This window comes from Sodalis sp. dw_96 (genome assembly GCF_018449575.1).
Taxonomy (GTDB): Bacteria; Pseudomonadota; Gammaproteobacteria; order Enterobacterales; family Enterobacteriaceae; genus Acerihabitans.
This window is the reverse complement of sequence record NZ_JAAVUT010000001.1, coordinates 326,196-350,907: the sequence shown is the minus strand read 5'-3', so window position 1 is coordinate 350,907 and position 24,712 is coordinate 326,196. Positions and strand designations below refer to the sequence as shown.

General features: G+C 58.0%; 21 protein-coding genes. 5 read left to right on the top strand and 16 right to left on the bottom strand.

The genetic code is table 11. From position 1 onward, the window contains the following. Nucleotides 1–6: 6 nt before the first annotated feature. The 6 genes from HB631_RS01520 to HB631_RS01495 all read right to left on the bottom strand — a co-directional run bounded on the left by HB631_RS01520 (nucleotide 7) and on the right by HB631_RS01495 (nucleotide 5,535). Nucleotides 7–819 carry a transporter substrate-binding domain-containing protein gene (locus HB631_RS01520; protein WP_213989390.1) on the bottom strand — a complete coding sequence of 271 codons (813 nt, stop codon included), beginning with the start codon at nucleotides 817–819 and terminating at the stop codon, nucleotides 7–9. Nucleotides 820–1,070: 251 nt separating this feature from the next. After that, nucleotides 1,071–1,760: a GntR family transcriptional regulator gene (locus HB631_RS01515; protein ID WP_255556744.1), complete on the bottom strand. Its 690-nt coding sequence runs from the start codon at nucleotides 1,758–1,760 to the stop codon at nucleotides 1,071–1,073. 158 nt (nucleotides 1,761–1,918) lie between these two features. Further along, nucleotides 1,919–3,190, bottom strand: a complete 1,272-nt coding sequence (locus tag HB631_RS01510; RefSeq protein ID WP_213989389.1) for an FAD/NAD(P)-binding oxidoreductase — start codon at nucleotides 3,188–3,190, stop codon at nucleotides 1,919–1,921. 2 nt (nucleotides 3,191–3,192) lie between these two features. Then, on the bottom strand, nucleotides 3,193–3,438 hold the full coding sequence (locus HB631_RS01505; protein ID WP_213989388.1) for a 2Fe-2S iron-sulfur cluster-binding protein: 246 nt from the start codon (nucleotides 3,436–3,438) through the stop codon (nucleotides 3,193–3,195). Then, entirely contained in the window at nucleotides 3,435–4,571 is a 1,137-nt protein-coding gene (locus tag HB631_RS01500; protein WP_213989387.1) for an FAD-dependent oxidoreductase, read from the bottom strand. Before HB631_RS01500 ends, HB631_RS01505 begins: the two co-directional genes overlap by 4 nt. A gap of 13 nt (nucleotides 4,572–4,584) precedes the next feature. Next, nucleotides 4,585–5,535 (bottom strand): 4-hydroxyproline epimerase, encoded by a 951-nt coding sequence (locus HB631_RS01495; protein WP_213989386.1) that lies wholly within the window; start codon nucleotides 5,533–5,535, stop codon nucleotides 4,585–4,587. Between the two features lie 283 nt (nucleotides 5,536–5,818). On the opposite strand from HB631_RS01495, the gene HB631_RS01490 reads away from it, so the two are divergent. After that, complete coding sequence (locus HB631_RS01490) at nucleotides 5,819–6,667, top strand: AraC family transcriptional regulator (RefSeq protein WP_213989385.1); 849 nt, start codon at nucleotides 5,819–5,821, stop codon at nucleotides 6,665–6,667. 356 nt (nucleotides 6,668–7,023) lie between these two features. Further along, nucleotides 7,024–8,637 carry an aldehyde dehydrogenase (NADP(+)) gene (locus HB631_RS01485; RefSeq protein WP_213989384.1) on the top strand — a complete coding sequence of 538 codons (1,614 nt, stop codon included), beginning with the start codon at nucleotides 7,024–7,026 and terminating at the stop codon, nucleotides 8,635–8,637. 298 nt (nucleotides 8,638–8,935) lie between these two features. On the opposite strand, the gene msrA is transcribed toward HB631_RS01485, so the two are convergent. Together msrA and HB631_RS01475 are read right to left on the bottom strand one after the other, a co-directional pair. After that, nucleotides 8,936–9,697 (bottom strand): peptide-methionine (S)-S-oxide reductase MsrA, encoded by a 762-nt coding sequence (msrA, locus tag HB631_RS01480; RefSeq protein WP_213989383.1) that lies wholly within the window; start codon nucleotides 9,695–9,697, stop codon nucleotides 8,936–8,938. A gap of 17 nt (nucleotides 9,698–9,714) precedes the next feature. After that, nucleotides 9,715–11,478: a cytochrome c biogenesis protein DipZ gene (locus HB631_RS01475; protein ID WP_213989382.1), complete on the bottom strand. Its 1,764-nt coding sequence runs from the start codon at nucleotides 11,476–11,478 to the stop codon at nucleotides 9,715–9,717. Between the two features lie 515 nt (nucleotides 11,479–11,993). Here HB631_RS01475 and HB631_RS01470 point away from each other — a divergent pair. Beyond that, complete coding sequence (locus HB631_RS01470) at nucleotides 11,994–12,329, top strand: DUF5375 family protein (protein ID WP_213989381.1); 336 nt, start codon at nucleotides 11,994–11,996, stop codon at nucleotides 12,327–12,329. A gap of 177 nt (nucleotides 12,330–12,506) precedes the next feature. Here HB631_RS01470 and HB631_RS01465 read toward each other — a convergent pair whose 3' ends face one another. Next, nucleotides 12,507–13,505 (bottom strand): 2-dehydropantoate 2-reductase, encoded by a 999-nt coding sequence (locus tag HB631_RS01465; protein WP_213989380.1) that lies wholly within the window; start codon nucleotides 13,503–13,505, stop codon nucleotides 12,507–12,509. 455 nt (nucleotides 13,506–13,960) lie between these two features. Here HB631_RS01465 and HB631_RS01460 point away from each other — a divergent pair, with 455 nt between their 5' ends. Then, nucleotides 13,961–14,656 carry a DJ-1/PfpI family protein gene (locus HB631_RS01460; protein ID WP_213989379.1) on the top strand — a complete coding sequence of 232 codons (696 nt, stop codon included), beginning with the start codon at nucleotides 13,961–13,963 and terminating at the stop codon, nucleotides 14,654–14,656. 341 nt (nucleotides 14,657–14,997) lie between these two features. Continuing rightward, complete coding sequence (locus HB631_RS01455; RefSeq protein WP_213989378.1) at nucleotides 14,998–15,885, top strand: LysR substrate-binding domain-containing protein; 888 nt, start codon at nucleotides 14,998–15,000, stop codon at nucleotides 15,883–15,885. Here the strand turns inward: HB631_RS01455 and HB631_RS01450 are convergent. From HB631_RS01450 to HB631_RS01420, 7 genes are all read right to left on the bottom strand, one after another. After that, the gene (locus HB631_RS01450; protein WP_213989377.1) at nucleotides 15,866–17,098 is read right to left on the bottom strand and encodes an aminotransferase class III-fold pyridoxal phosphate-dependent enzyme; all 1,233 of its coding nucleotides are present in this window, start codon (nucleotides 17,096–17,098) and stop codon (nucleotides 15,866–15,868) included. The two genes, HB631_RS01455 and HB631_RS01450, sit on opposite strands and share 20 nt — an antisense overlap. A gap of 24 nt (nucleotides 17,099–17,122) precedes the next feature. Next, complete coding sequence (locus HB631_RS01445) at nucleotides 17,123–18,409, bottom strand: TRAP transporter large permease (RefSeq protein WP_213989376.1); 1,287 nt, start codon at nucleotides 18,407–18,409, stop codon at nucleotides 17,123–17,125. Further along, complete coding sequence (locus tag HB631_RS01440) at nucleotides 18,406–18,906, bottom strand: TRAP transporter small permease subunit (RefSeq protein WP_213989375.1); 501 nt, start codon at nucleotides 18,904–18,906, stop codon at nucleotides 18,406–18,408. The genes HB631_RS01445 and HB631_RS01440 overlap by 4 nt, the downstream gene beginning before the upstream one ends. 6 nt (nucleotides 18,907–18,912) lie before the next feature. Next, nucleotides 18,913–19,920: a TRAP transporter substrate-binding protein gene (locus HB631_RS01435; protein WP_213989374.1), complete on the bottom strand. Its 1,008-nt coding sequence runs from the start codon at nucleotides 19,918–19,920 to the stop codon at nucleotides 18,913–18,915. A 106-nt stretch (nucleotides 19,921–20,026) separates the two neighbouring features. Next, the gene (locus tag HB631_RS01430) at nucleotides 20,027–21,820 is read right to left on the bottom strand and encodes a thiamine pyrophosphate-requiring protein (protein ID WP_213989373.1); all 1,794 of its coding nucleotides are present in this window, start codon (nucleotides 21,818–21,820) and stop codon (nucleotides 20,027–20,029) included. A 95-nt stretch (nucleotides 21,821–21,915) separates the two neighbouring features. Continuing rightward, the gene (locus HB631_RS01425; RefSeq protein ID WP_213989372.1) at nucleotides 21,916–23,064 is read right to left on the bottom strand and encodes a hypothetical protein; all 1,149 of its coding nucleotides are present in this window, start codon (nucleotides 23,062–23,064) and stop codon (nucleotides 21,916–21,918) included. Nucleotides 23,065–23,416: 352 nt separating this feature from the next. Beyond that, nucleotides 23,417–24,694, bottom strand: a complete 1,278-nt coding sequence (locus HB631_RS01420) for an alanine racemase (protein WP_213989371.1) — start codon at nucleotides 24,692–24,694, stop codon at nucleotides 23,417–23,419. Nucleotides 24,695–24,712: the final 18 nt, after the last annotated feature.

Sequence of the window (24,712 nt, the reverse complement as noted above, 5' to 3'; positions counted from 1 at the left end):
CGTCGCTTAGTAATAGACACCGGGGATGGTCAGATTAGGCGCCGTACCGCCCACCCATTTGGCATAGAGCTCCTGATAGCGGCCGGAACGCACCTGATGGTTGACGAACAGGTTGAGGTAATGCACCAGGCCGAGTTCATTCCGGGCAACGCCCAGGGAAACGTAATCGATGACATAGGGCGCGTTGCCCACCACTTTCAACCCTTTATATTTGCCGGTTTTGATTGACGCGGCGGCGACCGTGGAGGTGACTACCGTACCGTCGATATGCCCCTGGCTCAACGCCAGTATGGTGTCGTTTTCGGTCTGGTAGGCCCGAAAGCTGCCGCCGCCCCATTTTTTCACGTCCGCTTCCAGCGCCAGTCCTTCAAAGGTGCCGGCGGTATTGCCCACCGGGTGTCCTTTCATATCGTTATAGGTATTGATGCCGGTACCGTCGCGGGTCAGCACCACCTGCTGGAAAGCGAAATAGGGAATGCTCATGGCGATGGTCTTGGCGCGTTCCAGCGTATCGGAGGTGGAAGCGACAATGACGTCGGCCCGATTGGACATCAGCGCCGGTATACGATCCGGGAACGGCGTTTCAACCACTTCGGCGGTCACACCCAAGGTTTTCGCCAAATCGTTACAGTAATCCACATCAAAGCCGACCGGATTATTGCTCGCATCTCTGGAACCCATGGGCGGGAAATCCAGGGTAACCGCGCAGCGCAGCTTACCGGAGTTGATAATATCATCGAGTTTATCGGCGTGGGCCTGGGCAAGGGTAAAAACACACACGAGGCTGGTAATGATTGCGGCGAGAGACTGACGTTTCATGGCGACCTCATAACGGTTGTGAAGGAGTGGGTGAAAACGCGACTGCCATAATTTCGTATACGATATCTATTATGCAATCACCATGCCGCGATACCGGTCACAGTTAAAAAAAACGGCGACAAATATTAATTTATTGTTAATTATGGAGTTATAAGCTGAATGGGAAAATAGGCGGCGATAAGTGCGCCGTGGGATGAGCAGCGCCATGCGCCATCATGGCGCGCTTTAATGGTGCAGAGGTCTTACGCGCTTTATGGCCGACCGTCGTGGGGTTTCGGCAAATAGGTGAGCAGGGTCTGGCACACGCCGATGATATGCTGCTCGATCAGCTCCGCTACCTGATCCTCGTTCCCGCGCGCGCAGGCGGCGAGAATCGCCCGGTGTTCACGATCGGCACGCATCTTGCCGTCCGGGGACAGGCTCATCTGCATACGTAAAAACCGCTCAATCTTGTCATGGATGGAACGGATAAGATTTACCAGGAACGGGCGCTGCGCCGCTTCATACAGGCAGCAGTGAAAAGCCCAGTTCAGCTCCGCCCAGCGGCCCACGTCGTCATCGGCGATAAACTGATCGCAGATGGCCTGCGCCCGGGACAAATGATCGGCGGTGAGATTGGGCAGCGCCAGCCGTATGGCTTGGACTTCCAGCAGGATGCGCACTTCGAATATTTGCGCCAGTTCCTGTTCGGAGATGCGCACCACCATCGCGCCCCGGTGGCGGAAAAACTGCACCAGCCCTTCGGCCTCCAACCGTTTCAACGCTTCGCGAACCGGGATCTTGCTGACATTAAACAGCCGCGCGATATCATCCTGCCGGATCGGCTCATCGTCGGCAAAATGGCCGGCAATAATCGCCTCACGCAAATGCTTGGTGATCACTTCCGACGCCGAGGGTGCGGCACCAAGATTCGGTGGATTCAGCAGGGAAAGGGACATCATGACCTCAGTAAACAGAATAAGCGATATGGTATACGAAATGGTATCCTGACATGCTTCCGGGCCCGGAACAAGCGAAGGAAATAAAACCGCGCGTGACAGATGATTCATAGCCGCTGCGTGTCGATGTCCCGTGGCGGGAAAAATCCGCCGATTGTCTCCTAGGCGTTTTTATCCACCCTCTCCCCCATTTTGACCAAGGTAGACAGCCTGGCGGGCGCCAGCGGCAGGCGGGGGGTCGCCAGCGGCCAGTCCAGCAAAAAACGCGTCGCGGCGCCGCAGACTTTTCCCTGGCAGGCGCCCATGCCGCAGCGGCTGTGAATTTTAGCCTGCCGCCAGCCCGCCGCGCCGGAAATCTGCTGCAAGGCGACATCTTCACAGCGACACACCAGGGTGTCCGGCCGCGGCAGCTGTTTTAACCGATCGTTGAGGCGAAAGGCGCGCTCCATCATTTTGGCGAATCGCCGCCAGCGACGGCGTTCCCGCCATAGCCTGGCGGCTTCCTCCCGGTTGCCGCTGGCGGCGTAGCCGGCGATTTTACCCGTCACCAGCGCCAGTTCGCTGCCGCCGACGCCTGCGCACTCCCCGGCGGCGTAGATATCTTCCCGGCTGGTTTGCTGCCACTCATCCACCCATATCGCCTGCCGTTCAATGCGGCAACCCAACGCCAGCGCCGGTTCTATATTAGCCAGCAGACCAAAACCGCAGGCCAGCCGGTCGCACGCCACGCTGATGCGCCGCCGTCCCTGACGAACGATCACCCGTTCGATCCGGCCTTCGCCTTCCGCCGCCAGCACGGTGCTGTTTAACCGATAATGAGGATCGGACAGCGAAAAGGACTGCCGCAGCTTGTCCGGCCAGCGCCATAGGCCCAGAAAAAGCCGCGCCAGGCGCGACGCGGGCGTCTGCTCCGCCAGTAAAACCACCTTGCCGCCGGCTTTTTTTACCGCCTGCGCCGCCGCCAGCAGCAAAGGTCCGCTGCCCGCCAGAGCGATCCTTTGGTCTTTTACCGGCAACCCGCTCTTGATAAAGGCCTGCAGCGCCCCCGCCCCGCTGACCCCCGCCAGGGTCCAGCCCAGGAACGGCAACAGCAGTTCCCGCGCCCCGCTGCAAAGAATCAGTCGCTCATAGCGGATAATGCCGCTGGCGGTTTCCTGCTCATACAGCCACTGCTTTTCTCCCACCGGGGCGATAAGCTTGGCGCCGCAGAGCAAGGAGACGTTAGGCAGTTGATCAAGCTGCCGCCGGTAATGCCGGGCCTTTTCCGGCAGGCTTACCGCCGGGCCATCGCGCCAGATCTGGCCGCCGGGAAAGGGATTGTCATCCAGAATAATGATGCTTATACCGCTTTTCGCCGCGGCGCAGGCCGCCGCCAATCCGGCCGGACCGGCCCCCACGATAAGCAGCTCACAGTTGAAATCCAGGTCAAGCATGGCTATTGGATCCTCTCGATACGCATATTTTCCCGGCACAGGGTTTGGCAGGCCGGACGGCGCAGGCCGTTTATGGTGACCCGGCACTCCTGGCAGATACCCATGCCGCAAAACGGCGTTCGCCATTGCCCCGCCACCGAGCGGCGGGTGGCCTGTTTATCGGTATAGGCCAGCGCGGCCGCCACGGTTATCCCGGCAGGCACGGTAAAAACCTGTCCGTCCACCACAATGGAAATCAATAACGTCATTGCGTCTCCTCCACTGGATGGGAGGTGGAATCCGTGGTGAACAGACGGGCGGGCAGAAAGGGCGTATCGTCGATGTCCGGCCGCCGTTGCCGGATTTGCGCGGCGATGATCGCCCCGCTGCCAAGCGCGGTGGTCACCCCCAGCCCTTCATGCCCCAGCGCCAGCCACAGGCCGGGATAAGAGGGATGGGGGCCCAGCAGCGGCAAGCCGTCGGCGGTGGCGGCGCGAAACCCGGTCCAGCAGCGGATGATGTTCATCTCCGCCAGCGCCGGCATCCAGGCCCTGGCCCGCGTCAGCATGGCGGCCAGCACCTCGCCGTCCACGGCGGGATCGAGGGAGTCGAACTGGCGCGACGAACCGATAAACAGCTGCCCGGTGGGCCGAGGCTGTAAATTAAACGCCACCGACGTGCCGCTGGCGGCGTGGGCGCTGGCACCGTAACCCAGTTCCACCAATTGGTGATGCACCCTGGGCGAATACCGATCGGTAATGGCCAGATGGCCTTTTTTTGCCCGCAGAAAACCGCTGCCCAGCAGCGCATCGGCGGATAAGCCGTTGGCCACCACAATGGCCGGCGCCCCAAGGCGCTCTCCGTCGGTCAACAGCACGCGATCCCGCTCAATGGCCGCCGCCTCCCCCACCACCCTGGTGATGCCCGGATGTGACGCCAGCCAACGGGCGGCGGACGGGGCATACAAAATGCCGTCCCCCGCCACCCGCAAGCCCCCCGCCAAACCGGGACGCAGGGCCGGTTCCAACTGCGCTACCTGGGATGAAGTGAGTATTTCGCTGCCGACATCATATTGCGACAGCCGCCGCTGTTTTTCCGCCGCCGCGTCCATTTCGTCGTCGGTTTCCGCCAGCCATAAGGTGCCACATCCCCGCCAGGCACAGTCTTCCGGCAAGTCGGCGGCCAGTTCACGCCACAGCCGCAGGCTGTAGCTACTGAGCAGCAGTTCCGCCGCGTTATCGTCAATGCACACCAGATGCCCCATGCCCGCCTGGGTGGCGCCGCCCGCCAGATTATCCACCAGCAGTACGCGCATCCCTTCCGCCGCCAGGCTCCGGGCGCAGGCGGCGCCGATAATTCCCGCGCCGATAACGATAACGTCGGCCCCGCTGGTTTGTCTCATAAATCAATTCCCCTCAGCCTATACCCCAGATAAAAGGGTCCTGATTGTCCAGCAACAGGGTGTTGTCACCGCAGACATACGCCGAGCCGCGGATGGAGGGGATAATCTGGTGTTCATCATACCGCCGGTACGAGGCGGTGAATTCACTACCGATGACGCTGGCCTGACGCCACGGCTCTCCGGGCTGCAATTTACCGTCCGCCGCCAGACAGGCCAGTTTGGCGCTGGTGCCGGTGCCGCAGGGGGAGCGGTCGTACGCCTTGCCCGGACAGAGCACGAAGCTGCGGCTGTCCGCATGGTCATCGTTGGCGAAAAGCTCGATATGATCGATAATTCCGCCGTCATCGCCGGTGATTTTCTGCTGCTCCAGCGCCTGGCGCACCGCCCAGCCGTAAGCCGTCAGCGCTTCGATATTATCGGCATTCACCGCCAGCCCGTGTCCGCTTATCAGGAAAAACCAGTTGCCGCCCCAGGCGATATCGCCGCAGACCCGGCCATAACCCGGCACCTCCAGCGCCACCTGCCGGCCGGCGCGGCGGGCGGGCACGTTCTCCACCGTCACGCTGCCGTCTTCGTGCAGGGTGGCGCGCACATCCCCCACCGGGGTTTCAATCACATGTTCGCCCATGGAAATCCGCCCCAGATACGCCAGGGAAGCCACCAGGCCGATGGTGCCGTGACCGCACATCCCCAGATAGCCGCTGTTATTAAAAAAAATCACCCCGGCGGCGGCCTGGGGTGAACAGGGAGTACAGAGCAGCGCCCCCACCAGCACATCGTTGCCGCGAGGCTCGAGAATGGCGGCTTTGCGCCACCGATCGAATTGTTCCCCCAGGCGTATTTTGCGTTCCGCCATGCTACCCTGGCCCAAATCAGGAAATCCTTCGACGATAAGGCGGGTCGGTTCGCCGGCGGTATGGGAATCGATGGCGCGTATCGCGGTATAACGGGAAGATAATGTCACAACTGCCCCCGGTGGTTTTAGTGAGCCTTAATGCAGATTGGACCCATAACCCCCGCCGGCGCTTGATACCTTTCCACACCCCTGGTAGAGAAAACGGCATAGCCCCGCCGCCGCGTTATACCCGCCATACTTCACGTTACCGCCTTTCCGCAACTCGAATTATTCAGTGTATATAATCAAATCCTATCACCCGGGCGCTTTACTCACCCCGGCGACACTGGCATGCTGACATCATCCCTGTTGCTCTACATCCCTATCGCACTCGCGGTAAGAGAGGGTCCTTATGTGGTCAGCGCCCGTTGATAGAAAATCTTCCCCATTACCCGTTGACCGGGATAACATTTCGGCCGACAGGTTGTCCCCACATCGGGCCTTTTCCTCGCTGTATGCCGGTCTGGGGCAGCGGCGGCCGGAAGACATGGGCAGCCTGCTGGATGCCGTCGCGCTGTTGCTGCCTTTACTGGACGCCATCTCCGGCGTGGTATTTTTTGTCAAAGACGGTGAAGCGCGCTATCTGATAGCCAACCATACCCTGGCGACCCGCTGCGGGTTAAAGAACGTCGATGCACTGCTGGGGAAAACCTCGGCACAGGTGTTTCCCTCAAAGCTGGGCATCGGTTATATCGAGCAGGATTACCGGGTGATGCGCACCGGCTTGCCTATCCAGGATCAATTGGAACTGCATTTCTACAACGGCCGCAAAACCGGCTGGTGCCTAACGCAGAAACTGCCGCTGTATGACAGGCAGGGACGGATTATCGGCATGGCGGGTATCTCTCACGATCTTCAGGAAACCCGGGCCAATCATCCGTCATACCACAGTCTGCTCGCCATGGAGAACCATATCCGGCTCAATTTCCATCGCCCGGTGGCCATGGAAGAGCTGACCCGCCTCACCGGTCTGTCAGTGGCGCAAATCGAGCGCTATTGCAAACGTATTTTCCAGCTCACCCCGCGCCAGATCATACATAAGGTCCGGCTCGAGAAAGCCACCGAGCTGTTGAGCGGCGCCCTGCCTATTACCGATATCGCCCTGCAGTGCGGTTATACCGATCACAGCGCCTTCAGCCGCCAATTCAAGGCCATGACCGGCACCACTCCCAGCGATTTCCGCGCCAGCCTGCGGGTATAAGGCGTTTATTTAGCCTATAGCCCCTAGTGAGAGCCGGAGCTTGTTGACAAAGTGCCCGGTCGGGACAGGCTGCCATGGCTTGACGGATAAGACGATAACTGTAGGCTCGATCCGCGCCATTCCTGGCGCGGACGGTTTACTCTTGTGGCAGCCTGTCCAGCCTTATTGACCCCGAGTGGGTTTGTCAGCAGTCTGATGGACGCTAATGGGGGCCGCTATCTTTGTCCGCTGTGCCGATTTCACCGGCCTTCACGGCGAAAATCCTCAAGCCGCCATCGGTAATAACCGTCAAGGTAACCCCATACGTCAACAAGGCAGGCACCCGTTTGAGCCACTGCCGTATCCGGAGGACCACCATGTCTGTTTCCCACACCGCCGTCATCGGCGGGCAATTTATCGCCGGAGACCGGGTCGCCGCGGGTCGCGATATCATTCGCAGCCTGTGCGCCGCCACCGGTGAACCCACCGGATACGCCTACTACCAGGCCACCGCCGAGGAAGCCCGGCAAGCGGCGCAAGCCGCGGCGGACGCTTTCCCGGCCTACAGCCAGACCGACAGCGCAGAGCGCGCGCGGTTTTTAACCGCCATAGCCGATGAAATCGACGCCCTGGACGAGAACTTCCTGCAGCTGGCGCATCTGGAAACCGCCTTGCCCCTGCCCCGTCTACAGGGGGAAAAGGCCCGCACCAGCGGTCAGCTGCGGCTGTTCGCCCAACTGCTGGCCCGCGGTGATACGGAAAATGTCCGTATTGATACGGCTCTCCCGGAGAGGCGACCCCTGCCCCGGCCGGATTTGCGCCAGTATCAGCTGGCCCTCGGCCCGGTGGCGGTATTCGGCGCCAGCAATTTCCCGCTGGCGTTTTCCACCGCCGGCGGCGATACCGCCTCGGCCCTGGCGGCCGGTTGCACGGTAGTGTTCAAGGCGCACAGCGGCCATCCGGCCACCGCCGAGGGCATCGCTATGGCCATTGAGCGCGCCCGGGTGGCGCAAAACCTGCCGGCGGGCGTGTTTAATATGATTTTCGGCGATCTTATCGGCGCCGAGCTGGTGCAGGCGCCGGCCATACAGGCAGTGGGTTTTACCGGCTCCCTGAAAGGCGGACGGGCGCTGTGCGATTTGGCGGCCCGGCGGCCGCAGCCCATCCCGGTGTTTGCCGAAATGTCCAGCGTCAATCCGCTGCTGGTGTTGCCCAACGCCCTGAATGTGCGGGGCGAGCAGATTGCCCGAGACCTGGTGGCCTCCTTTACCCTAGGGGCGGGCCAGTTCTGCACCAAACCGGGACTGATTATTGCCGTGGCAGGGGAAGCTTTTGACCGGTTTATAAACCAATTGGCGCAGTGGGTGAATGACGCCCCGCCTCAATTCATGCTGCATGCCGGTATCCTGGAAAATTACCGGCAGGGGGTGGCCCGATGGGACCGGCATCCTGCGCTGCGGCAGCTGGCGGAAGGCAAAACGGCGGCTAACCAGGCGGCATCCCGGCTCTATCAGGGGGATAAAGCTCTGCTGCTGTCCGCGGTGGACCCGGTGTTGCAGGAGGAAGTTTTCGGACCGCTGGCGGCGGTGGTGGCGGTGGATAATCTTGAGGAATTGCTGGCGGTCCTTGACCATTTGCAGGGGCAGCTCACCGCCACTCTCTTGGCGGAGCCGGCGGATTTGCCGCTGACAAGTCCGCTGTGCCGGCGCCTGCTGCACAAGGCCGGCCGAGTGCTGTTCAACGGCTACCCCACCGGGGTGGAAGTCAGTGATGCCATGGTGCACGGCGGCCCCTGGCCCGCCACCTCCGATGCCCACGGCACCTCTGTCGGCACCCTGGCCATCAGCCGTTTTCAGCGGCCGGTATGCCTGCAAAACTGGCCGGCGGAACTATTGCCCCCGCCGCTTCTGGATGCCAACCCGCTGAACCTGCTGCGGCTGGTGAACGGCGAATATACCAGGGATTCCATTACAGGCACTACGCCTGATTAAAGACGTGTCCGGTCGGATCAGGATGATAGATCGTAAACACGCCGTGAATACGTCCGTGTAGGCTCGATCCGCGCCGTCCTGGCGCGGACGGTTTACTCTTCTATCATCCTGCCCCTCCTTACCAGCCTCGAGTGAATTTTCAGCCGTCGAATACGCGTGCAAAAAACCAAATAGCGGGAGACCGCGGCAATGGGGCCGGAGCGGCCATAGTCGGCCGCGAAGCGCCCCATGCCAGGGTAGGCCCGCTATCACCGATCGTGCAACGACCCTGTTAAAGGGAGACCGCGCCTGGTTGGGCTTATATCGGCGGCAGCCGATAAGACGACTCCTGCACCTTTACCAGCACCGGATCATCGCGATATAAAGCCGGGAAAATCTGCTTGAGCTCAGTCAGCTTCGGCAGGTCATTAATCATGATATACGGCGCCTCGGGATTATTGGTCAGGTAATTCTGGTGATAAGCCTCTGCCGGGTAAAAATCCCCCTTTTCGAGGCGGGTTACCAGCGGCGCGCCAAAGACACGGGCGGCATTCAGCTGGGTGATATAGGCCTCGGCCACCTGCCGCTGCGCGGCGGAGCGCGGGAAAATCGCCGAACGATACTGCGTGCCGCTGTCCGGCCCCTGCCGGTTAAGTTCCGTCGGGTTATGGGCCACGGAAAAATAAATCTGCAGCAGGGTGCCGTAGGATACCTGGGTCGGATCGAAAACCACCTCCACCGATTCCGCATGGCCGGTGTCGCCGCCGCTGACGGCGTCATAGTTGGCATTCTGCGCCGATCCGCCGGTATAACCCGCCACCACGCCGGTCACGCCCTTGACATGCTGAAAGACCCCCTGCATGCCCCAGAAGCAGCCTCCCGCCAGCACGGCGGTCTCGGCATGCACGGTGGCGGCGGCCTCATCACGCACGGGAGGCGGAATCTTTACCGCATCCTCGGGACCGCCGGACGACCAGGCCATGCACTGCCACAGCAGCGCGGTAATCGTTATGGCCGCCGCCAATAAACCGTGGCGGCCCTGAAAAAATGGAAAGTTCGAGGTGAATAAGCGTCTAGTCATGATAGTCCCCACCGCCGTTAACCAAAGGTAAAGGCGTAAGCTGAAACACCGGCATCGGGAAACTCGATGCTGAAGGTATGCTCACCCGCGCTGTCCTGCTGGCGAATCAATTGATACAAACGCTGCTCCGTCACCGTGCCATCTCCCACCGGCGAGACATCGGTACCGTGTGCGTCACCCGGCGTTTTGCCATCCAGCGTGACGCGAAAGCGCACCGGTTTGCCGTCTTTGGACGGACCCAGCACCAAATGCAGATCCCGGCCATGAAAGCGGTAGACGATACGTCCGTCGTTGCCGTTCAGCGTCACGCTTTCCGGGCCCACCGTCCAGCGTCCCCCCAGTCCCCAATCATTCAAAGAGAGCGATGCGGGCACCTTATACTCCGCCGCTTTATCGTTGACGGCTTGCCCCGAGCCGAAATTCTCCGCCCGCATATACCCCAGGTAGGTTTCCGGTGAAATATCCTGCTGCCCGCCGGCGGCCTGTTCCACCCCCTGCCCCTGAACCTGGCTGATGGCGGTATTGACGTTACGTGCTCCCGCCTCCCGCAGCAGTTGCTGAATCACCTGTTCCGACTGGGCGTATTCACCCTCGCCGAAATGCTCATAGCGAATTTCCCCCTTGGCGTCGATAAAATAGTGGGCGGGCCAGTACTGATTATTGAACGCGCGCCAGATGCTGTAATTATTGTCGATGGCGATGGGATAATCGATTCCCAGCTTATTGGCTTGCCGCGTCACGTTGTTGATATCCCGTTCGAAGGCAAATTCCGGCGCATGGACACCGATAACCACCAGCCCCTGATCGTGATATTTGGCGGCCCAGGCTTTTACATAAGGCAAGGCGCGCAGGCAGTTGATGCATGAGTAGGTCCAGAAATCCACCACCACCACCTTACCCCGCAGCGCCGCGGCGGTGAGCGGGGGCGAATTCAGCCACTGCACCGCGCCGTCCAGGGGCGGCATCGGGCCGTCATCGGTAAGCATTGGCGAAATATCCGCCACGGTCAACGGCGCGGCGCTTTCCGCCGGCGCCGGGGCGACGCCATGGCTGTCCGCCGGGGTAAAGCGGTTCAGCAGCTTTTGTTCGATACCGCCGGTGGAGGCGGTTGAAATCTGCGCCAATACGCCGGTATCTAGGCCAAACGCAATGGCTACCACCCCCACCAGCATGGCGGCGCCGATGCCGCGCCGTATCCACTCGCCGGCCCCCAGCGAACGTTTCATCATTTTGAACACCCTGCCGCCGATCAGCAGCGCCAGGGTCAATGAGGTGGCCGCGCCGGCGGCATAGGCCAGCAATAACAGCGTGGTGCCGACGCTGGCCCCTTGTAGGGCAGCGCCGGTAAGCAGCAGACCGAGAATCGGGCCGGCGCAGGGCGCCCACAGCAAGCCGGTGGCCACGCCCAGCAACAGCGAGACGCCAATGGGCGCCTGTTTATTGCCGGAAGAAAGGCGGTCGTTCATGCGGTTGCCCGCCGACACCAGGGGTTGCATCACCCGATCCGCCAGGTGCGGCATCAGCAGCGTCACGCTAAACAGCGCCATCAGGGCCAGCGCCAGCCAGCGGCCATACTGATTGGCCGACGCCACCCAGCCGCCGCCCACCGCCGCCAGGGTGGCCACCAGGCTGAACGTAAGCGCCATACCCGCCAGCAACGGCAGTCCGGAACGCACAAAGGATTGGTCCGACCGGGCAAATACAAACGGCAGCACCGGTAATATACAGGGGCTGGCGATGGTCAACACGCCGCCGAGATAGGCCAGGATAATGATTAACATATGATCTCCTTTTCATGTTTAATGGCGCTAGCTTGCCAAACCAACCCGCTCCGCCCCATGACCGCCGGATGACAAATTTGTCATTCGGTGGCGGTGTTGAAACTTTCCCTGCGCTACGCGGCACATCATTGTCACCCAATCAGATATTTACCGGTGTAATCTATTAAATCATAGTACTTTTTCCGTCAAGAGAGCCTTTTGCTCTACCGAAGAACTTGACTGTTATATGTTGGCTGAAAATATGCTTAAGGTAAGGGCATTATGTATATTCAAAAAAATAAATTACATACTTCAATCAATGTTTATTTAACGTATGATATATTTATGCAATAAATACTTTTTAAACAAAACCAATTATCCATTTGGAAAGCTTCTTTCTTTACTCGAAATTCAATATAATTCTTTTGCTGTCGATTAATCGTCAGCCGGGATTTGCAGCCCGAGAATCTTTAAGGAGACCCTCACGCGCCCAGCGTGATGTAACAGTAAGATTTTTACTTTAAGGAGATTCTTCTGTGAATACCGCCATTCTTACCACTGAACTTCGCATCGCCCTCTACCGTCGCGTTGCCGCGCTGGCTTATCAAAATTTCTGCTTATTCAAAGGCGTTAATCAGCCATTGGAGTTGGACGCGCTTGAAATCAAGATCGCTTGGCAAGTTGAAGCGGATCATATCATTGAATATGGATTAGAACAGGGTCCTGAATATGCCTGCGAATTTTTACGTGACATGGTTGATCCCGATTTTCTTACCGAACCGCCACAGTTAACGGAGTGGGGAATCGAAGCCATGGAATTGATTGTGCATAGCAAAATTGATGATATTCCTGAAAGTAAGGTATTGCATTGAACCTTGGCCTTGCCGGTAGGGCATTATTCCTGCCGGTTTGACTAAACCGAATCATTATCACTCTGTTATCGAATGTAATCGTGGTCGATTGAGTGCGCTGAATATTGGCATGACCGTGCGAGGGAAATCACTTTCCCTATAATAGCCAGCCTGCCAGGGGACATTGTTCTTCTGTTGTTACATACCGTGAATTTTCTTTTGATGGTAAGCATCTCTAAGGATGACCAGGGCCTGTATGATATCGGTTATGGGTGTTGTCCCTCCCGATAAGCGTTTAATTGCCGCCAAAGATTGGGCAAAAGGCGCGATTTCCAACTGCCGGCCCTGCTCTAAATCTTGAAGCATCGAAAATTTATGCGTGCCGGTACCCAAGGTAAACGCCATCCGTTGCGGGATGGTTTGCGGAATAGTGATACCAAAAACCTCCGCCATGGCGTCGATCTCGGCCAGTGAGCGTTCAAAGATCGACAATACCTGCGGTGAGGAAGCGAAGCCGTTCATATCAGCCAATGTCAATATGGCAAGGGGATTCCCACAAAGACTATTGGCAAATTTTATCCAGATTTCGCCACGAATGTTATCTGTAATGGGTGCGTTAAGCCCTCCAGCCTGCAATAACTCAGATAATAAACGGGCCCGGGGCGTAACGCTGCCATCCAGTTCCCCCAGCGGATAACGTCCACTTTCGCCATCCTGTTGCATCGAACCCGGACCGAGGCCATGCGCGCCATACCAAAAAACCATGGGTAAAACCTGGGCGGGAGGGAGGGTTCGCCATTGACTTTCGTCGGGATCGACTTCAGGTAATCGAGCTTGGGCGTAGCGGCCCGGAAATTGATGGAAAAAATAATAAGGTATACCGGTTGAAGGCGGGACAATAGTGGTATCAGGACCGATCAAATGAGCCATACTTTCCAACGCTTTTACAGACTGCTGAATTTTAAGCGCCACGATGACATAATCCTGTATTCCCAACGTTTGCGGGTTGGTGCTGGCTATAACAGGGACGGTAAAATCTTCTGAGTGCGTTTTGACCCGAACGCCCTGCTTTTGTATGGCAGACACAACGTCATCACGGTCAACCACTGAGACCTCACATTGACCGGAACGGGCAAGATGGCCCGCAATATGACAGCCAATCGCGCCGGCGCCGTACACGCAAATTTTAGTTTTCATTACAATCCCCTTGTTAAAATCGACTTAATGGTTTTGAAAACGTCCTCTTCATTGAGATGAATGATATCGAGGTAATTTCTTGTTTAGACGACGTTTTCCCGTTCTGAAATCGCCACTCACGACGCGTTCGCCTTGTGAAGACGGACTATCCCTCGACGTTCCGTATGGAAATATTCTGTTCATCCAAATTAGCCTGCTTAATATCGCTAATCATAAAAGCGACACCAACCCTTTGAGGCTTCCTGATAGACTCGCCAATTTATCTTATCTGCATGCATGGAGAGAAAGTGGACAAATGTGCTAAACGCGTTAACCAACGCAAAATTAAGGCAACGTCTGTGACATTATGGCATCAGGCAAAATAGATAGGTAAACATTCAGAAGATTGCAAGGTTCTATTTAATATCCCCCCTAAAATGTATATTGGATATTTGTCTTAAAGGTGGCCTGACGCTATGACTACGGCTAAAGCGCAAATTGGATTGCTTCTTTTCCCGGGCGTAACCCAGCTTGATCTCACCGGTCCGGCCGAAGTTTTTTCGGCAAGCCAACATTGCGACGTCCATTTGATATGGAAAAATCTCTCGCCGGTGGTAACGGGTTCTCAGTGGTCCATCAATCCGACGCGAACATTTGAGAGCGCCCCTCAGCTCGACGTAATATGCATTCCTGGCGGTACCGGGCAGATTGATTTGATGGACGATAGCGAAACGATCGAGTTCATCAGAACTCAGGCGGAACATGCATCGCTCATTACTTCAGTGTGTACCGGTTCTTTGGTTTTAGGCGCAGCGGGACTTTTGAAGGGCTATCGGGCGACATGCCATTGGATGTCAATACCGCAGCTCGGCATGCTGGGGGCAATCCCGGTCAAAGAAAGGGTCGTGCGTGACAGGAATCGCATCACCGGCGCGGGCGTCTCAGCCGGCATCGACTTTGCGTTAACCGTGGTCGGTGAGCTCTTTGGCGAAGAGATCGCAAAAGATGTCCAGCTTGCTATCGAATACGATCCGGCTCCGCCCTACAACCCGAAGGATCCTGAATTTGCCGGTGCATCGAGGATTGAGAGGCTGGAAAAACGTGCCCGTGAGAGACAGACTCGTCGTCTTGAGGCGACTCTGTCTGCCGCATCCCGCTTGGGGCTGCCGTAAAACCGCTTACCAAAGAGATTTGGGCAAGATATTCGCGAGCCTACTTATTTGAAAGCCTTAAAGCGAAGTAGGCCCCACCACATGTCAGCGCGCGCGCAGGCACGGCAGTCAGGCTCAGGAATGGGAGTGGTTAATGCGGTGCAAAGGTCCGCCACATTGCATGGTTATGGTGCCGGTTCGCGACGACGACTGAATAATCCGCTGCGCGCGCCCTGAGGCCATAGTCTGCATAACCTTCGCGAATCGCCGTTGAGCCGTTTCCATCGCCGCAGCGATCGCCGGTTTGAATGGAATAAATCTTGCATCACTTTCCCTTGCCCGTTTATTCACCGGAATGTGCCATGCGCCATCTTGATAATGATACCCTCGCCGCCTTTGTCGCCGTTTACGATCACGGCAGTTTCACCGCCGCCGCCGAACAGCTGGGGAAAACCCAGGCGGCGGTCAGTATCATGTTAAGCCGGCTGGAGAAACATCTCGGCCAGCGGCTGCTGGAGCGTTCCCGCCAGGGCATTACCCTCTCCCCCGCCGGTGAAAAGCTCATCGGCTATGCCCGCCAGATGCAAATGCTGGAAGAGGAGGCGCTGTCCGCCCTGGGCTGTTATGACGCCAGAACGCGCATCCGTATCGGCATGCCCGATGATTATCTGGGCACCGTCGGCGCGGCGCTGATTGAGAATTTCTCCCAGCGCAATCCCCAGCTTCAGGTGGAAATTGTCAGCGATTTCTCGTTCAAGCTGCAAAAATCCCTGGAGGAAGGACATCTTGATTTGGCGATAGTGACACGCCGTCCAGGCCAGGAACAGGGAGAATTTCTGCGCCATGAAGCCCAACTGTGGTGTACATCGCCAAACTGTTATCCCGAGCGGCAATCCGTCCTGCCGCTGGTATTATTCCCCGACGGCTGCCGGTCGCGGCCGCAGGTGCTGGCGGCGTTGGACGGCGCCGGCCTGCGCTGGCGCATCGTCTGCACCTCGTCCCACCTGACCGGCGTGGAAACCGCGGTGCGCGTGGGCGCCGCGCTGACGGTGCTGCCCGCGTCGGTGATTTCACCGGAGTGGCGCATCCTGGGTCAAAATGACCACCTGCCGGCGTTGAAACCGCTGGATCTGGCGCTGCTGGTCCCCGCCGATGCCCACGTCGGCACCCGGCGGCTGGCGCAGTTTATCCGCGAGCTGATTACCGTTCCCCCTGCGGATATGCCGAGGCCTATTCAGGCCGCTCGGTAATCGACTCGATACAGCCGGCGGCCAAGGTATCCAGCACCGCGACATCGTGACTGAAGGAAAGGTAAAAACGGCCGAAGGCAAAGGGCATGGCGAGAATGCCCCGACGACGCAGGGCGAAATGCAGCCCCAGGCTCCACGCTTTATCCGCCGTTGTCGCCGCTTGCCGGTAGTCCAGCGGCGGAGCATCCCCCCGCCAGAACGTGAAGACGGAACCATAGCCGGTGGAGCATAACGCCTCGCCTCGGGCCCGGCAGCCGTTTATGATTTTTTGCCGCAGCGCATCCCCCTGACTCAGCAGTTGCCGGTAATCCCGGGTTTTCAGCGCTGTCAGGGTGGCTATCACCGCCGCGCACACCGGCGGATTGCCGCTATAGGTTCCGGCCCGCGTCGCCAGCCCGCGTTCAAATACCGCCATATACGCCGATTTCCCCACCAGCGCCGCTACCACCGTGCCGCTGCCGATGGCCTTGCCCACGGTGGCAAAATCGGCATCAATGCCCTGTAAATGCCCCGTCAGCCCCAGGTGCACACGAAAGCCCATCAGCACTTCATCCAGAATCACCAGGGTGCCGTGGCGATGGGCGCTGTCGGCCAGATAACGTAAATAGCCGGGGGCCGGTTCAATGCAGCCGGCATTGGCCATCACCGGTTCCACAATCAGCGCGGCGATATCGCCGTGCTCGGCGAACAAACGATCCACATCGGTGAAATCATTGTAGCGCAGCAGCAGCATACCCTCTTTCTCGGGACGCACCGGCTGCGACATCTCCGCGTCCGGCGTACCGGCGTTGCCGAACGCCACGCTGTCGAACCAGCCGTCGTAGCCGGCGGCGAATTTCGCCACCTTTTTGCGACCGGTGAAGGCGCGGGCGGCACGGCAGGCCAAATGAACCGCTTCGCTGCCGGAATTGACAAAAATGACCTTGTCCAGTTCCCCGGTAAACGCGCTTAAGAGCGTCGCCGCCTCTTCCTCCAGCGCATGGGAATAGGCGGGCATCATCATTTTTTCCTGGGTTTGCCGCAGGGCATCCAGGACCTCCGGCGGGTTATGCCCCAGGAGCGTGGCGCCGAAGCCCAGGGCGGTATCGATATAACGGCGGCCGTCCCGATCCCACAGCCAGGGACCGGCGGCTTTTTCAATCAATAACGATTGGCCGTCCATTTCAGGCAAAGCGCGGCCGGCGCTGGATATTCCACCCACTAAATGTTTCATGTCGGTTCTCGTGTTTAAAGCGCGTCAATAGCCCAGCAATGCGGGCAACCACTCGGTTAAAGCAGGGAATAGCACCAGCAGCGCGATAGCGAAAGCGGTGGCTATCCAGAAAGGAATCAATCGGCGCGATACCGGCCCGATATCTATTTTCGCCACGTTGCACACCACAAAAATGTTGCTGCCCACCGGCGGGGTGAACAGTCCCCAGCCCAGGGTCATGGTGAAGATAAGCCCGATTTGGTACGGCGCCAGACCGGCCTGTTTGGCAATGGGCACCAGAATCGGCGCCAGGATGATCATGGCAGGCCCCAGATCAAGCCAGAAGCCCACCACTTTCAGCAGTAAAATCACCAGCAGCACGGTCATCAGCGGGCCGCAATGCAATGAGGTGATCCAGGCGGCCGCCATATGGGGAACCTGGGTAACCGTCAGCAGCCAGCCGAAGGGCACCGCCACCGCCATGATAATCATAACCGACCCTGTGATAGCCACGGATTCCACAATGGCCGGGATGATGTCCCGCCAGGAGAGTTCCCGGTAAAACAACCCGCCCGCCAGCAGGGCGTAAACCACCGATAATCCGGCCGCCTCGGTGGCGGTGACAAAACCCGTCACGATGGCGCCGAGGACAAAGACCGGCATGCACATGGCCGGCAAGGCCCGCCACAGGTCGCGCCAAAACTGCGGAAAATCAATGCTGCCTTCCAGCCGGGGGAAATTTTCACGCACGCCGATGACCCAGGCGGTAAACATAAACACCAGCGCCAGCAGGCAGCCGGGCACGATACCCGCCACGAACAGGCCGCCGATGGAAGTATTGGTGAGTACCCCATATAGCAGCAGAATGACGCTGGGGGGCACCACGATGCCCAGCGTACCGGAGGCGGCGGTGACCGCCGCGGCAAAGTCCCGCGGATATCCCATCTTCTCCATGATGGGGATCATCACCTTGGCCACCGTGCTGGTATCAGCGGTGGCGGAACCGGTCAGGCCGCCGTAGATAAAGGCGGTGGCCACGTTCACCAGCCCCAGCCCGCCGCGGAAATGGCCGAACAGATGTTCCGCCACCCGCATGATGCGATGGGTCAGCCCGCCGCGGTTCATCAGTTCGCCGGCGAACAAAAATAGCGGAATGGCAATCAGCGACGCGGTGTCGGCGCCGCGGATGGTCTGCTGCGCCAGCCAGGTAGGCGGCATGGGAAAATCCCCCAGAGCCAGGGCGGCCAGGCTGCCGCCGGCGATGGACCAGGCGATGGGGACGCCGGCGCACAACAAAATCAGGAATGCCACGATAAGGATGATAACGGTCATTCAGCCGGTTCCTTGCGAACATGAAAAAAGTGCCAAATGCGCCACAGGGAAACGAACATCAGCATGGCTGAAAAGCTCACCAGCGCCAGGGTGATAACGCCGCTGGGCAGGCGCATGACCGGCGTCGGCACCCGGCCCGAGCCGTTCAAGACGCGGATGCCGCTTTGCAGCAGCCAGCCGCTCAAACCCAGCAGCACCAGCGTGGCGAACAGGTCCAGTGCGCGCTGCGCCGCATGGGGAAGCAGCGTCACCAGGCTGGTGAAACGCACGTTTTCCCCGCGCAGCTCCGCCAGCACCGCGCCGATAAAGGTCACCCAGATAAAGCTGATTTCGGCGGTTTCAAAGGTCCATTCAACGCCGGTCCAGCCGAAATAGCGGGCGACGATACCCAGCAGCGTCGAGCCGAGGGTGACCAAAAACAGCAGGCAGCCCGCCCACATCAGCAGAAGCCGGAGCCATGCCGGTCCGCTGGATCGGGCGTAATGGATCTGGGTCATGATCCGTTACTCTGCCGCGGCGTCGGCGCGCAGCTGTTTGATAAAGTCCGCACCCCAGGTCTTGGAGAACTGGTCATACACCGGCCCGGACTTGGCCAGAAACGCCGCCCGGTCGACATCATTGAACACCACCTGTTTCGCCTTGAGCTGCTCGGTGAGCTTGGCGTAAACCTGGGACAGCTGGTCCCTGTACCAGGCGGTGGTATCGGCCACGGACTGTTGCAGCGCCTGGCGATCGGCCGGCGCTAGGCCGTCATAGGCGGTTTTATTCATATACCAGAAATTCGCCGACCAGATGTAGTTGGCCATGGAGACGTGCTTGACCACTTCGTACCAGCGTTGGTCGCTGAAGTCCCGCAGCTCGGGCTCCACACCGTCAACCACCCCGGATTGCAAAGAGGTGTATACCTCGCCAAAGGGAATGGATTGGGGTAACCCCCCCAGCTGCTTGATGGTGGAAAGAATCACCGGGTTGGGAGGCGTGCGGATTTTCAAACCGGCCAGGTCGGCGGGTTCCACGATGGCTTTCTTGCTGTTGGCGAATTGGCGAAAGCCGGAGTCCAGGGCGGACAGCATCACATAACCGCGATCTTCGCCCATTGTGAGGAATTTTTTCCCCGCCGCGCTGTCCAGAAAATGGTGCACCGCGCCGGCATCCTTGAACAGAAAGGGCAACGACACCGCGTTCAGACGAGGATCAATGGCATCCACCACGCCCCCCAGCCCGATGGCGATGGCGCCGGAGCCGGCTGAATCGGCAATGGCGCCTTCATCCCCCAACTGGCCGTCAGGGAAGATCTGGATTTCCAGACGGTCATTGGTTTTCTCTTTGACCTCGGCGGCAAAGCGCACCATCGCCTGGTTAATCAGGCTATCGCTGCTGGAAGCGTGGGCAAGGCGCAGGGTTTCGGCGGCCAGCGCCGCCGACGGATGCCACAATCCGCCGGCGGCGGCTGTCAACAAAAGTGCCGGGAGCGCATGGCGAACACAGGTACGCTTGGGTGCTGACATCATCAATCCTCTATCACTGGGTTGCGGTGCGTATGAATCCAGCATAGGGAATACCCCGGATAAGGGAAATAAAGAGTTTTAATGGTCCGCTACAAATATTTATGCATCCTCAGGACTTACCCGGCAGTATCCCGCCTAAAATCTGATGGGCGGTATCGGCAATCACCCGCCCGGCGCCGCGATCGCCTTTGGCCATGGAAGACATAAAGGCTTTTGCCTGCTCCAGGGTAATGTGCGGCGGCAAGGGCGCCACCTCGGGGTCGGTTTTCACTTCCAGCACTACCGGCCGATTGGCGGCCAGGGCCTCAACCCAGGCGGCATGCAGCATGGCGGGATCGTCAATGAATATGCCTCTCAGACCCAGGGACTCGGCAAAGCGGGCATAGCCCACGTCCGGCACCGACTGGGTGGCCGGGTAGCGGGGGTTGCCCTCCATCACCCGCTGTTCCCAGGTGACCTGGTTCAAATCCTCATTGTTGAAAACACAGATCACAAAACGCGGGTCCTGCCAGCGCTGCCAATATTTCTTGATGGTGATAAGCTCGGCCATGTTGTTCATTTGCATGGCGCCGTCACCCACCAGCGCCACCACCGGCGACGAGGGATGGGCGAATTTGGCGGCGATGGCGTAAGGCACCGCCGCCCCCATGCAGGCCAGTCCCCCCGACAGCGAGGCCCGTTGGCCCTGTTTTACCCGATAATCCCGGGCGAACCAGTTGGCGCAGGAACCGGAGTCGGAGGTGACGATGGCGTTTTCGGGCAATAGGGGGGACATCTCCCACACCACGCGTTGCGGGTTGACGGGGTGGGCTTCCGCCATGGCGCGTTCTTCCAGCTTCAGCCACCAGGCTTTGACGCCCAAAGCGATATTTTCCTGCCAGCTACGGTCATCTTTATGCTGCAACAGCGGTAAGAGCGCCCGCAACGTTTCGGCCGCATCCCCGTGCAAATTCACCTCTACCGGATAACGCAGCCCCAGCATCGACGGGTCGATATCAATCTGCACCGCCCGCGCCTGTCCGTCCGCCGGCAAGAACTCCGCCCAGGGGAAGCCGGTGCCTATCATCAGCAGCGTGTCGCACGCCTTCATCATATCCGACGAGGGTTCGGTGCCCAGCAGGCCGATGGAGCCGGTGACAAAAGGCGCATCGTCCGGCAGCACATCCTTGCCCAGCAGCGCCTTCGCGACGCCGGCCCCCAAGAGGTTGGCGGCCTGGACCACTTCCACCGCAGCGCCGCGCGCGCCGGCGCCAATCAGAATCGCCACTTTTTTGCCGGCGTTCAGCACCTGCGCCGCCCGCTGCAAATCCTGCTCGTAAGGCACCACTTTTGGCCTCTGATAACCCGGTCCGGAGCGGGTAAAACCGTGAGCCTGCTTCGGCTCCTGCCAGGGCTCGTCCTGCACGTCCTTGGGCAGGATAAGCACAGTAATGCCGTTTTGCGCCACGGCGATACGTACGCCGCGATCCACCAGATGGCGCAGCTGGGCGGGGGTAGCGGCTTCCTGCACAAAACTGCCGACGTCGGCAAAGACCCGATCGAGGTTCAGCTCCTGCTGATAATTGGATCCGCGGGCGGTGGTCTCCGCCTGACCGGCGATGGCCAGCACCGGCACATGATCCATTTTGGCGTCGTACAGGCCGGTGAGCAGATGCGTGGCGCCGGGGCCACCGGTGGACAGGCATACCCCGAGCCGACCGGTAAATTTGGCATGGGCGCTGGCCATAAAGGCCGCCATCTCTTCATGGCGCACCTGGATAAATTCTATGCCCTGCCCTTGCTCTTCAGCCCGCTGCAGCGCACCGAGCACGCCGTTGATGCCGTCGCCGGGGTAGCCGAATATCCGGGTCACGCCCCACGCCCGCAGGCGCTCAACAAAAAAATCACTGGTCAGCTTTGCCATGACATCCTCGCGTCGTTGAATGTATCCTGAATGTTAAGGATAGCTGACACAGATAAACCTGGGGCACCTCGGGATGAACGTCCCTTTACAACTTATTAGAGCTTAACCCAATGATCAGAACGTAACGACCGCGCCATTTCAACATTAAATCTCTTCATTCTATAATCTAATGCATAGAAAAACTTAAAGGGTTTATTGGAAGAAAATACGAAATTTTTATTACGTAGGATTGATCGAATTTCTGAATAAGTAATCCATTCATGTACGGGTCGATTTAATTGTATGTCGTCACGTCTCTGTCCTCTTTTCCAGGGTCTACACTTTGCCTCGTCGAGGTTAATTTCAGCGTTTTCCTCCGCATTCCATGCGTACGCAATATCAAAGCGCTCCTCGACAAAAAACCTCAAGCCCAGCTTGCTGGTATTTCTAAAAAAATGAAAGTTATAAAGATGATATAAATCCTTGTAGTTTTCCGATGACAGTAGTGATACCCCTTTTTCCGTTTTGTAAGACCCTAAGGCCTGCTCCATCTCAGCGCTATTTTTGCAACCAAGCTCAAGAATTAAGTATTTAAGATGTTTGCACAGCTCCTCAGTGTCGCAATCCGCCTCACTGTTTTTAAGAATAAATTGTTCCAGATTATCTTTATTACCATTAGCCACAGTTTGATTAAGAAGAGTTCTGATTCGGATGATGGGATCAAGCTTTTCCTTGTTAGCATATAAGTGATTGCTCCAACGAAACATTAACCCTCTGTGGGATTTTTCTGAAGTTTGCAAGGGCGCGCGGTCACTGATTTTTGAAATATTTTTAATAGCACGATCAAAAAGTTTTTTTGTGGGATAACTAAGTTTTTCCCAGTGCCGGGGCGGTTCATTTAGTCCTATACGCATATTCAGTATATTAATTGTTGTTACTCTTTTTAATCCTAAACCTTCTTCCAAAAGAGACTTAAGATTATCTTGTTTTTTCCTTAAGCCAAATACAGCCACAGGATGATATTTATGTTCTAAAGTGAAATCTTTTTCCCCCGAGTTTGCGGCCAGAAAATAAGATAGGGTGTACTTTGGCTTAACATTATCTGTGCCGCTTCGAGGATGAGTCGACTGCGGCATCGCTGAAGAGGTATTGCTTACCTTGATGGTTTTAGCAACCTCCGCCAACCCGTTATCATCAAGGTTTTCTTCATTAGATACCGGACAAAACGTTGAACCCATTACGGAATGAGGGCTGGAATTCATCATTCTCTATTCTTCCTTAATTTAGTTTGATAAAAAGTTCAGTAAATTCAATTATTAAAGGACACAATGACAATCATTAAAGTAGATCAGGGAATGAGCCGTTGATATCATGCATCCATTAATTTTACTTTAAAGGAGATTAAGCATGGGAACTTGCAAATTTGGTTTTTTATAACGAAAGCAACTGCCTTAGATACAATTCAATCTTTGAATTTCTGAATATTCAAGCAAAGTGCTGTAATAGACATTCCCTGTTAGGGCGGGCTTATAGATTTTTTTTGCAGCATGCTTTTCTCTGCGCTGAGGCCTTCGATGATATTGGCTATCACCGACGGCCAGCGCAGATAAAAAATCGTTAAAACCAGGTCGTCACCTGTCCGACGCAGACATAATCATCGTCCACCAGCGGCAGGTAGCGCCATTTGTCAAAGGCGGTACAGGGATGGGATATCCCGCATCCCACCCAGTCACCCACCTGCAGCGGGTCGTCCGCCGCCACGCGCAGATAGGCATGCTGATCGTTTACCGCGGTGACCTCCGCCGCCCTGGCGTCACGCGACTGTCCGCCGTCTTGATTGCGAAAGCTGTGGGGCATCGGCAAATCCTGGTCAAAAGGCACGTCGCGGCGGCCAAAATCGAGAATAGCCAACTCCGGTTCCGGGCGCGACAGCACCCGGCCCCAGATTTCCAGCGCCGGTTGCAAATGGAACGCCGAGCCGGGCTGGGCAAATGGGGCGATGCGGGCATAAAGACCGTCGTCGTGGGCCATATAGGCCCCGGAACGAATCATCACCAGGGTGGGACGGGACAGGGACACCGCTTTGAACATTTCTACCACAATATCAAAAAAGGTCCCGCCCCCGGCGCTCAGCAATATTTCATCCACCCCGAACAGCCCCTCGCCGTCCACGGCGCTCGCCACGGTCATCATCCAGCGGCAATAGTCCCGCACTTTGGCGAGGGATTCAGCGCTGCGATCTCCCGCGATGGCGCCTTCGTAGCCGGCCAGTCCGATGAGTTGCAGCTTATTGCTGTCTCGCACCGCCCGGGCGATGTCCAGCGCCTCCGCCAAAGAACGGCAGCCGGTGCGACCACCGGCCACCGACACTTCCAGCAATACCGTCAGGCGGACGTCAATATCCGCCAGGGCCTGTTCCAGTATCCGTACTCCGGCCAGGGAATCCACGTAGCAGATAAACCGCTGCTCCGGATGGTCGTGCTGATAGCGCCCTATCCAGCGGATGCCCGCCGGGTCCACCAGTTCATTGGCTAAAAAGACGTTTTTGATGCCGAAGGACCGAAAGGCGCGCACCTGGGCGGGCGTAGCGGCGCTCAGTCCCCACGCCCCCTGGCGTATTGCTCCACGCAGCAGTTCCGGCGCCAGGGAGGTTTTGCCGTGCGGCGCGTGCAGCACTCCCTGCTGGCGGCAATAAACAGCCATGGCGGTGATATTCTGCTCATAAGCCGCCTGTTTGAGGATCATGACCGGCGAAAAAACCGCGTCGCCGCCGAACAAGGGGGTGCCGGCTGCCAGCACTGAGCGGCCGTCTCCCCCGGCGGATTTATATAATGGTCCCGGTGTCACCGGGTTCAGGCTGCCGTCGGCGGCATAAAAATCTGTGGTATCGGACATAATGGAATTCCCCTAATA

Excerpts from the sequence above, each read along its gene's own strand:
- HB631_RS01520 (WP_213989390.1), bottom strand. The coding sequence starts at position 819 with ATGAAACGTCAGTCTCTCGCCGCAATCATTACCAGCCTCGTGTGTGTT.
- HB631_RS01515 (WP_255556744.1), bottom strand. The coding sequence starts at position 1,760 with ATGATGTCCCTTTCCCTGCTGAATCCACCGAATCTTGGTGCCGCACCC.
- HB631_RS01510 (WP_213989389.1), bottom strand. The coding sequence starts at position 3,190 with ATGCTTGACCTGGATTTCAACTGTGAGCTGCTTATCGTGGGGGCCGGT.
- HB631_RS01505 (WP_213989388.1), bottom strand. The coding sequence starts at position 3,438 with ATGACGTTATTGATTTCCATTGTGGTGGACGGACAGGTTTTTACCGTG.
- HB631_RS01500 (WP_213989387.1), bottom strand. The coding sequence starts at position 4,571 with ATGAGACAAACCAGCGGGGCCGACGTTATCGTTATCGGCGCGGGAATT.
- HB631_RS01490 (WP_213989385.1), top strand. The coding sequence starts at position 5,819 with ATGTGGTCAGCGCCCGTTGATAGAAAATCTTCCCCATTACCCGTTGAC.
- HB631_RS01485 (WP_213989384.1), top strand. The coding sequence starts at position 7,024 with ATGTCTGTTTCCCACACCGCCGTCATCGGCGGGCAATTTATCGCCGGA.
- msrA (WP_213989383.1), bottom strand. The coding sequence starts at position 9,697 with ATGACTAGACGCTTATTCACCTCGAACTTTCCATTTTTTCAGGGCCGC.
- HB631_RS01475 (WP_213989382.1), bottom strand. The coding sequence starts at position 11,478 with ATGTTAATCATTATCCTGGCCTATCTCGGCGGCGTGTTGACCATCGCC.
- HB631_RS01465 (WP_213989380.1), bottom strand. The coding sequence starts at position 13,505 with ATGAAAACTAAAATTTGCGTGTACGGCGCCGGCGCGATTGGCTGTCAT.
- HB631_RS01460 (WP_213989379.1), top strand. The coding sequence starts at position 13,961 with ATGACTACGGCTAAAGCGCAAATTGGATTGCTTCTTTTCCCGGGCGTA.
- HB631_RS01455 (WP_213989378.1), top strand. The coding sequence starts at position 14,998 with ATGCGCCATCTTGATAATGATACCCTCGCCGCCTTTGTCGCCGTTTAC.
- HB631_RS01450 (WP_213989377.1), bottom strand. The coding sequence starts at position 17,098 with ATGAAACATTTAGTGGGTGGAATATCCAGCGCCGGCCGCGCTTTGCCT.
- HB631_RS01445 (WP_213989376.1), bottom strand. The coding sequence starts at position 18,409 with ATGACCGTTATCATCCTTATCGTGGCATTCCTGATTTTGTTGTGCGCC.
- HB631_RS01440 (WP_213989375.1), bottom strand. The coding sequence starts at position 18,906 with ATGACCCAGATCCATTACGCCCGATCCAGCGGACCGGCATGGCTCCGG.
- HB631_RS01435 (WP_213989374.1), bottom strand. The coding sequence starts at position 19,920 with ATGATGTCAGCACCCAAGCGTACCTGTGTTCGCCATGCGCTCCCGGCA.
- HB631_RS01430 (WP_213989373.1), bottom strand. The coding sequence starts at position 21,820 with ATGGCAAAGCTGACCAGTGATTTTTTTGTTGAGCGCCTGCGGGCGTGG.
- HB631_RS01425 (WP_213989372.1), bottom strand. The coding sequence starts at position 23,064 with ATGATGAATTCCAGCCCTCATTCCGTAATGGGTTCAACGTTTTGTCCG.
- HB631_RS01420 (WP_213989371.1), bottom strand. The coding sequence starts at position 24,694 with ATGTCCGATACCACAGATTTTTATGCCGCCGACGGCAGCCTGAACCCG.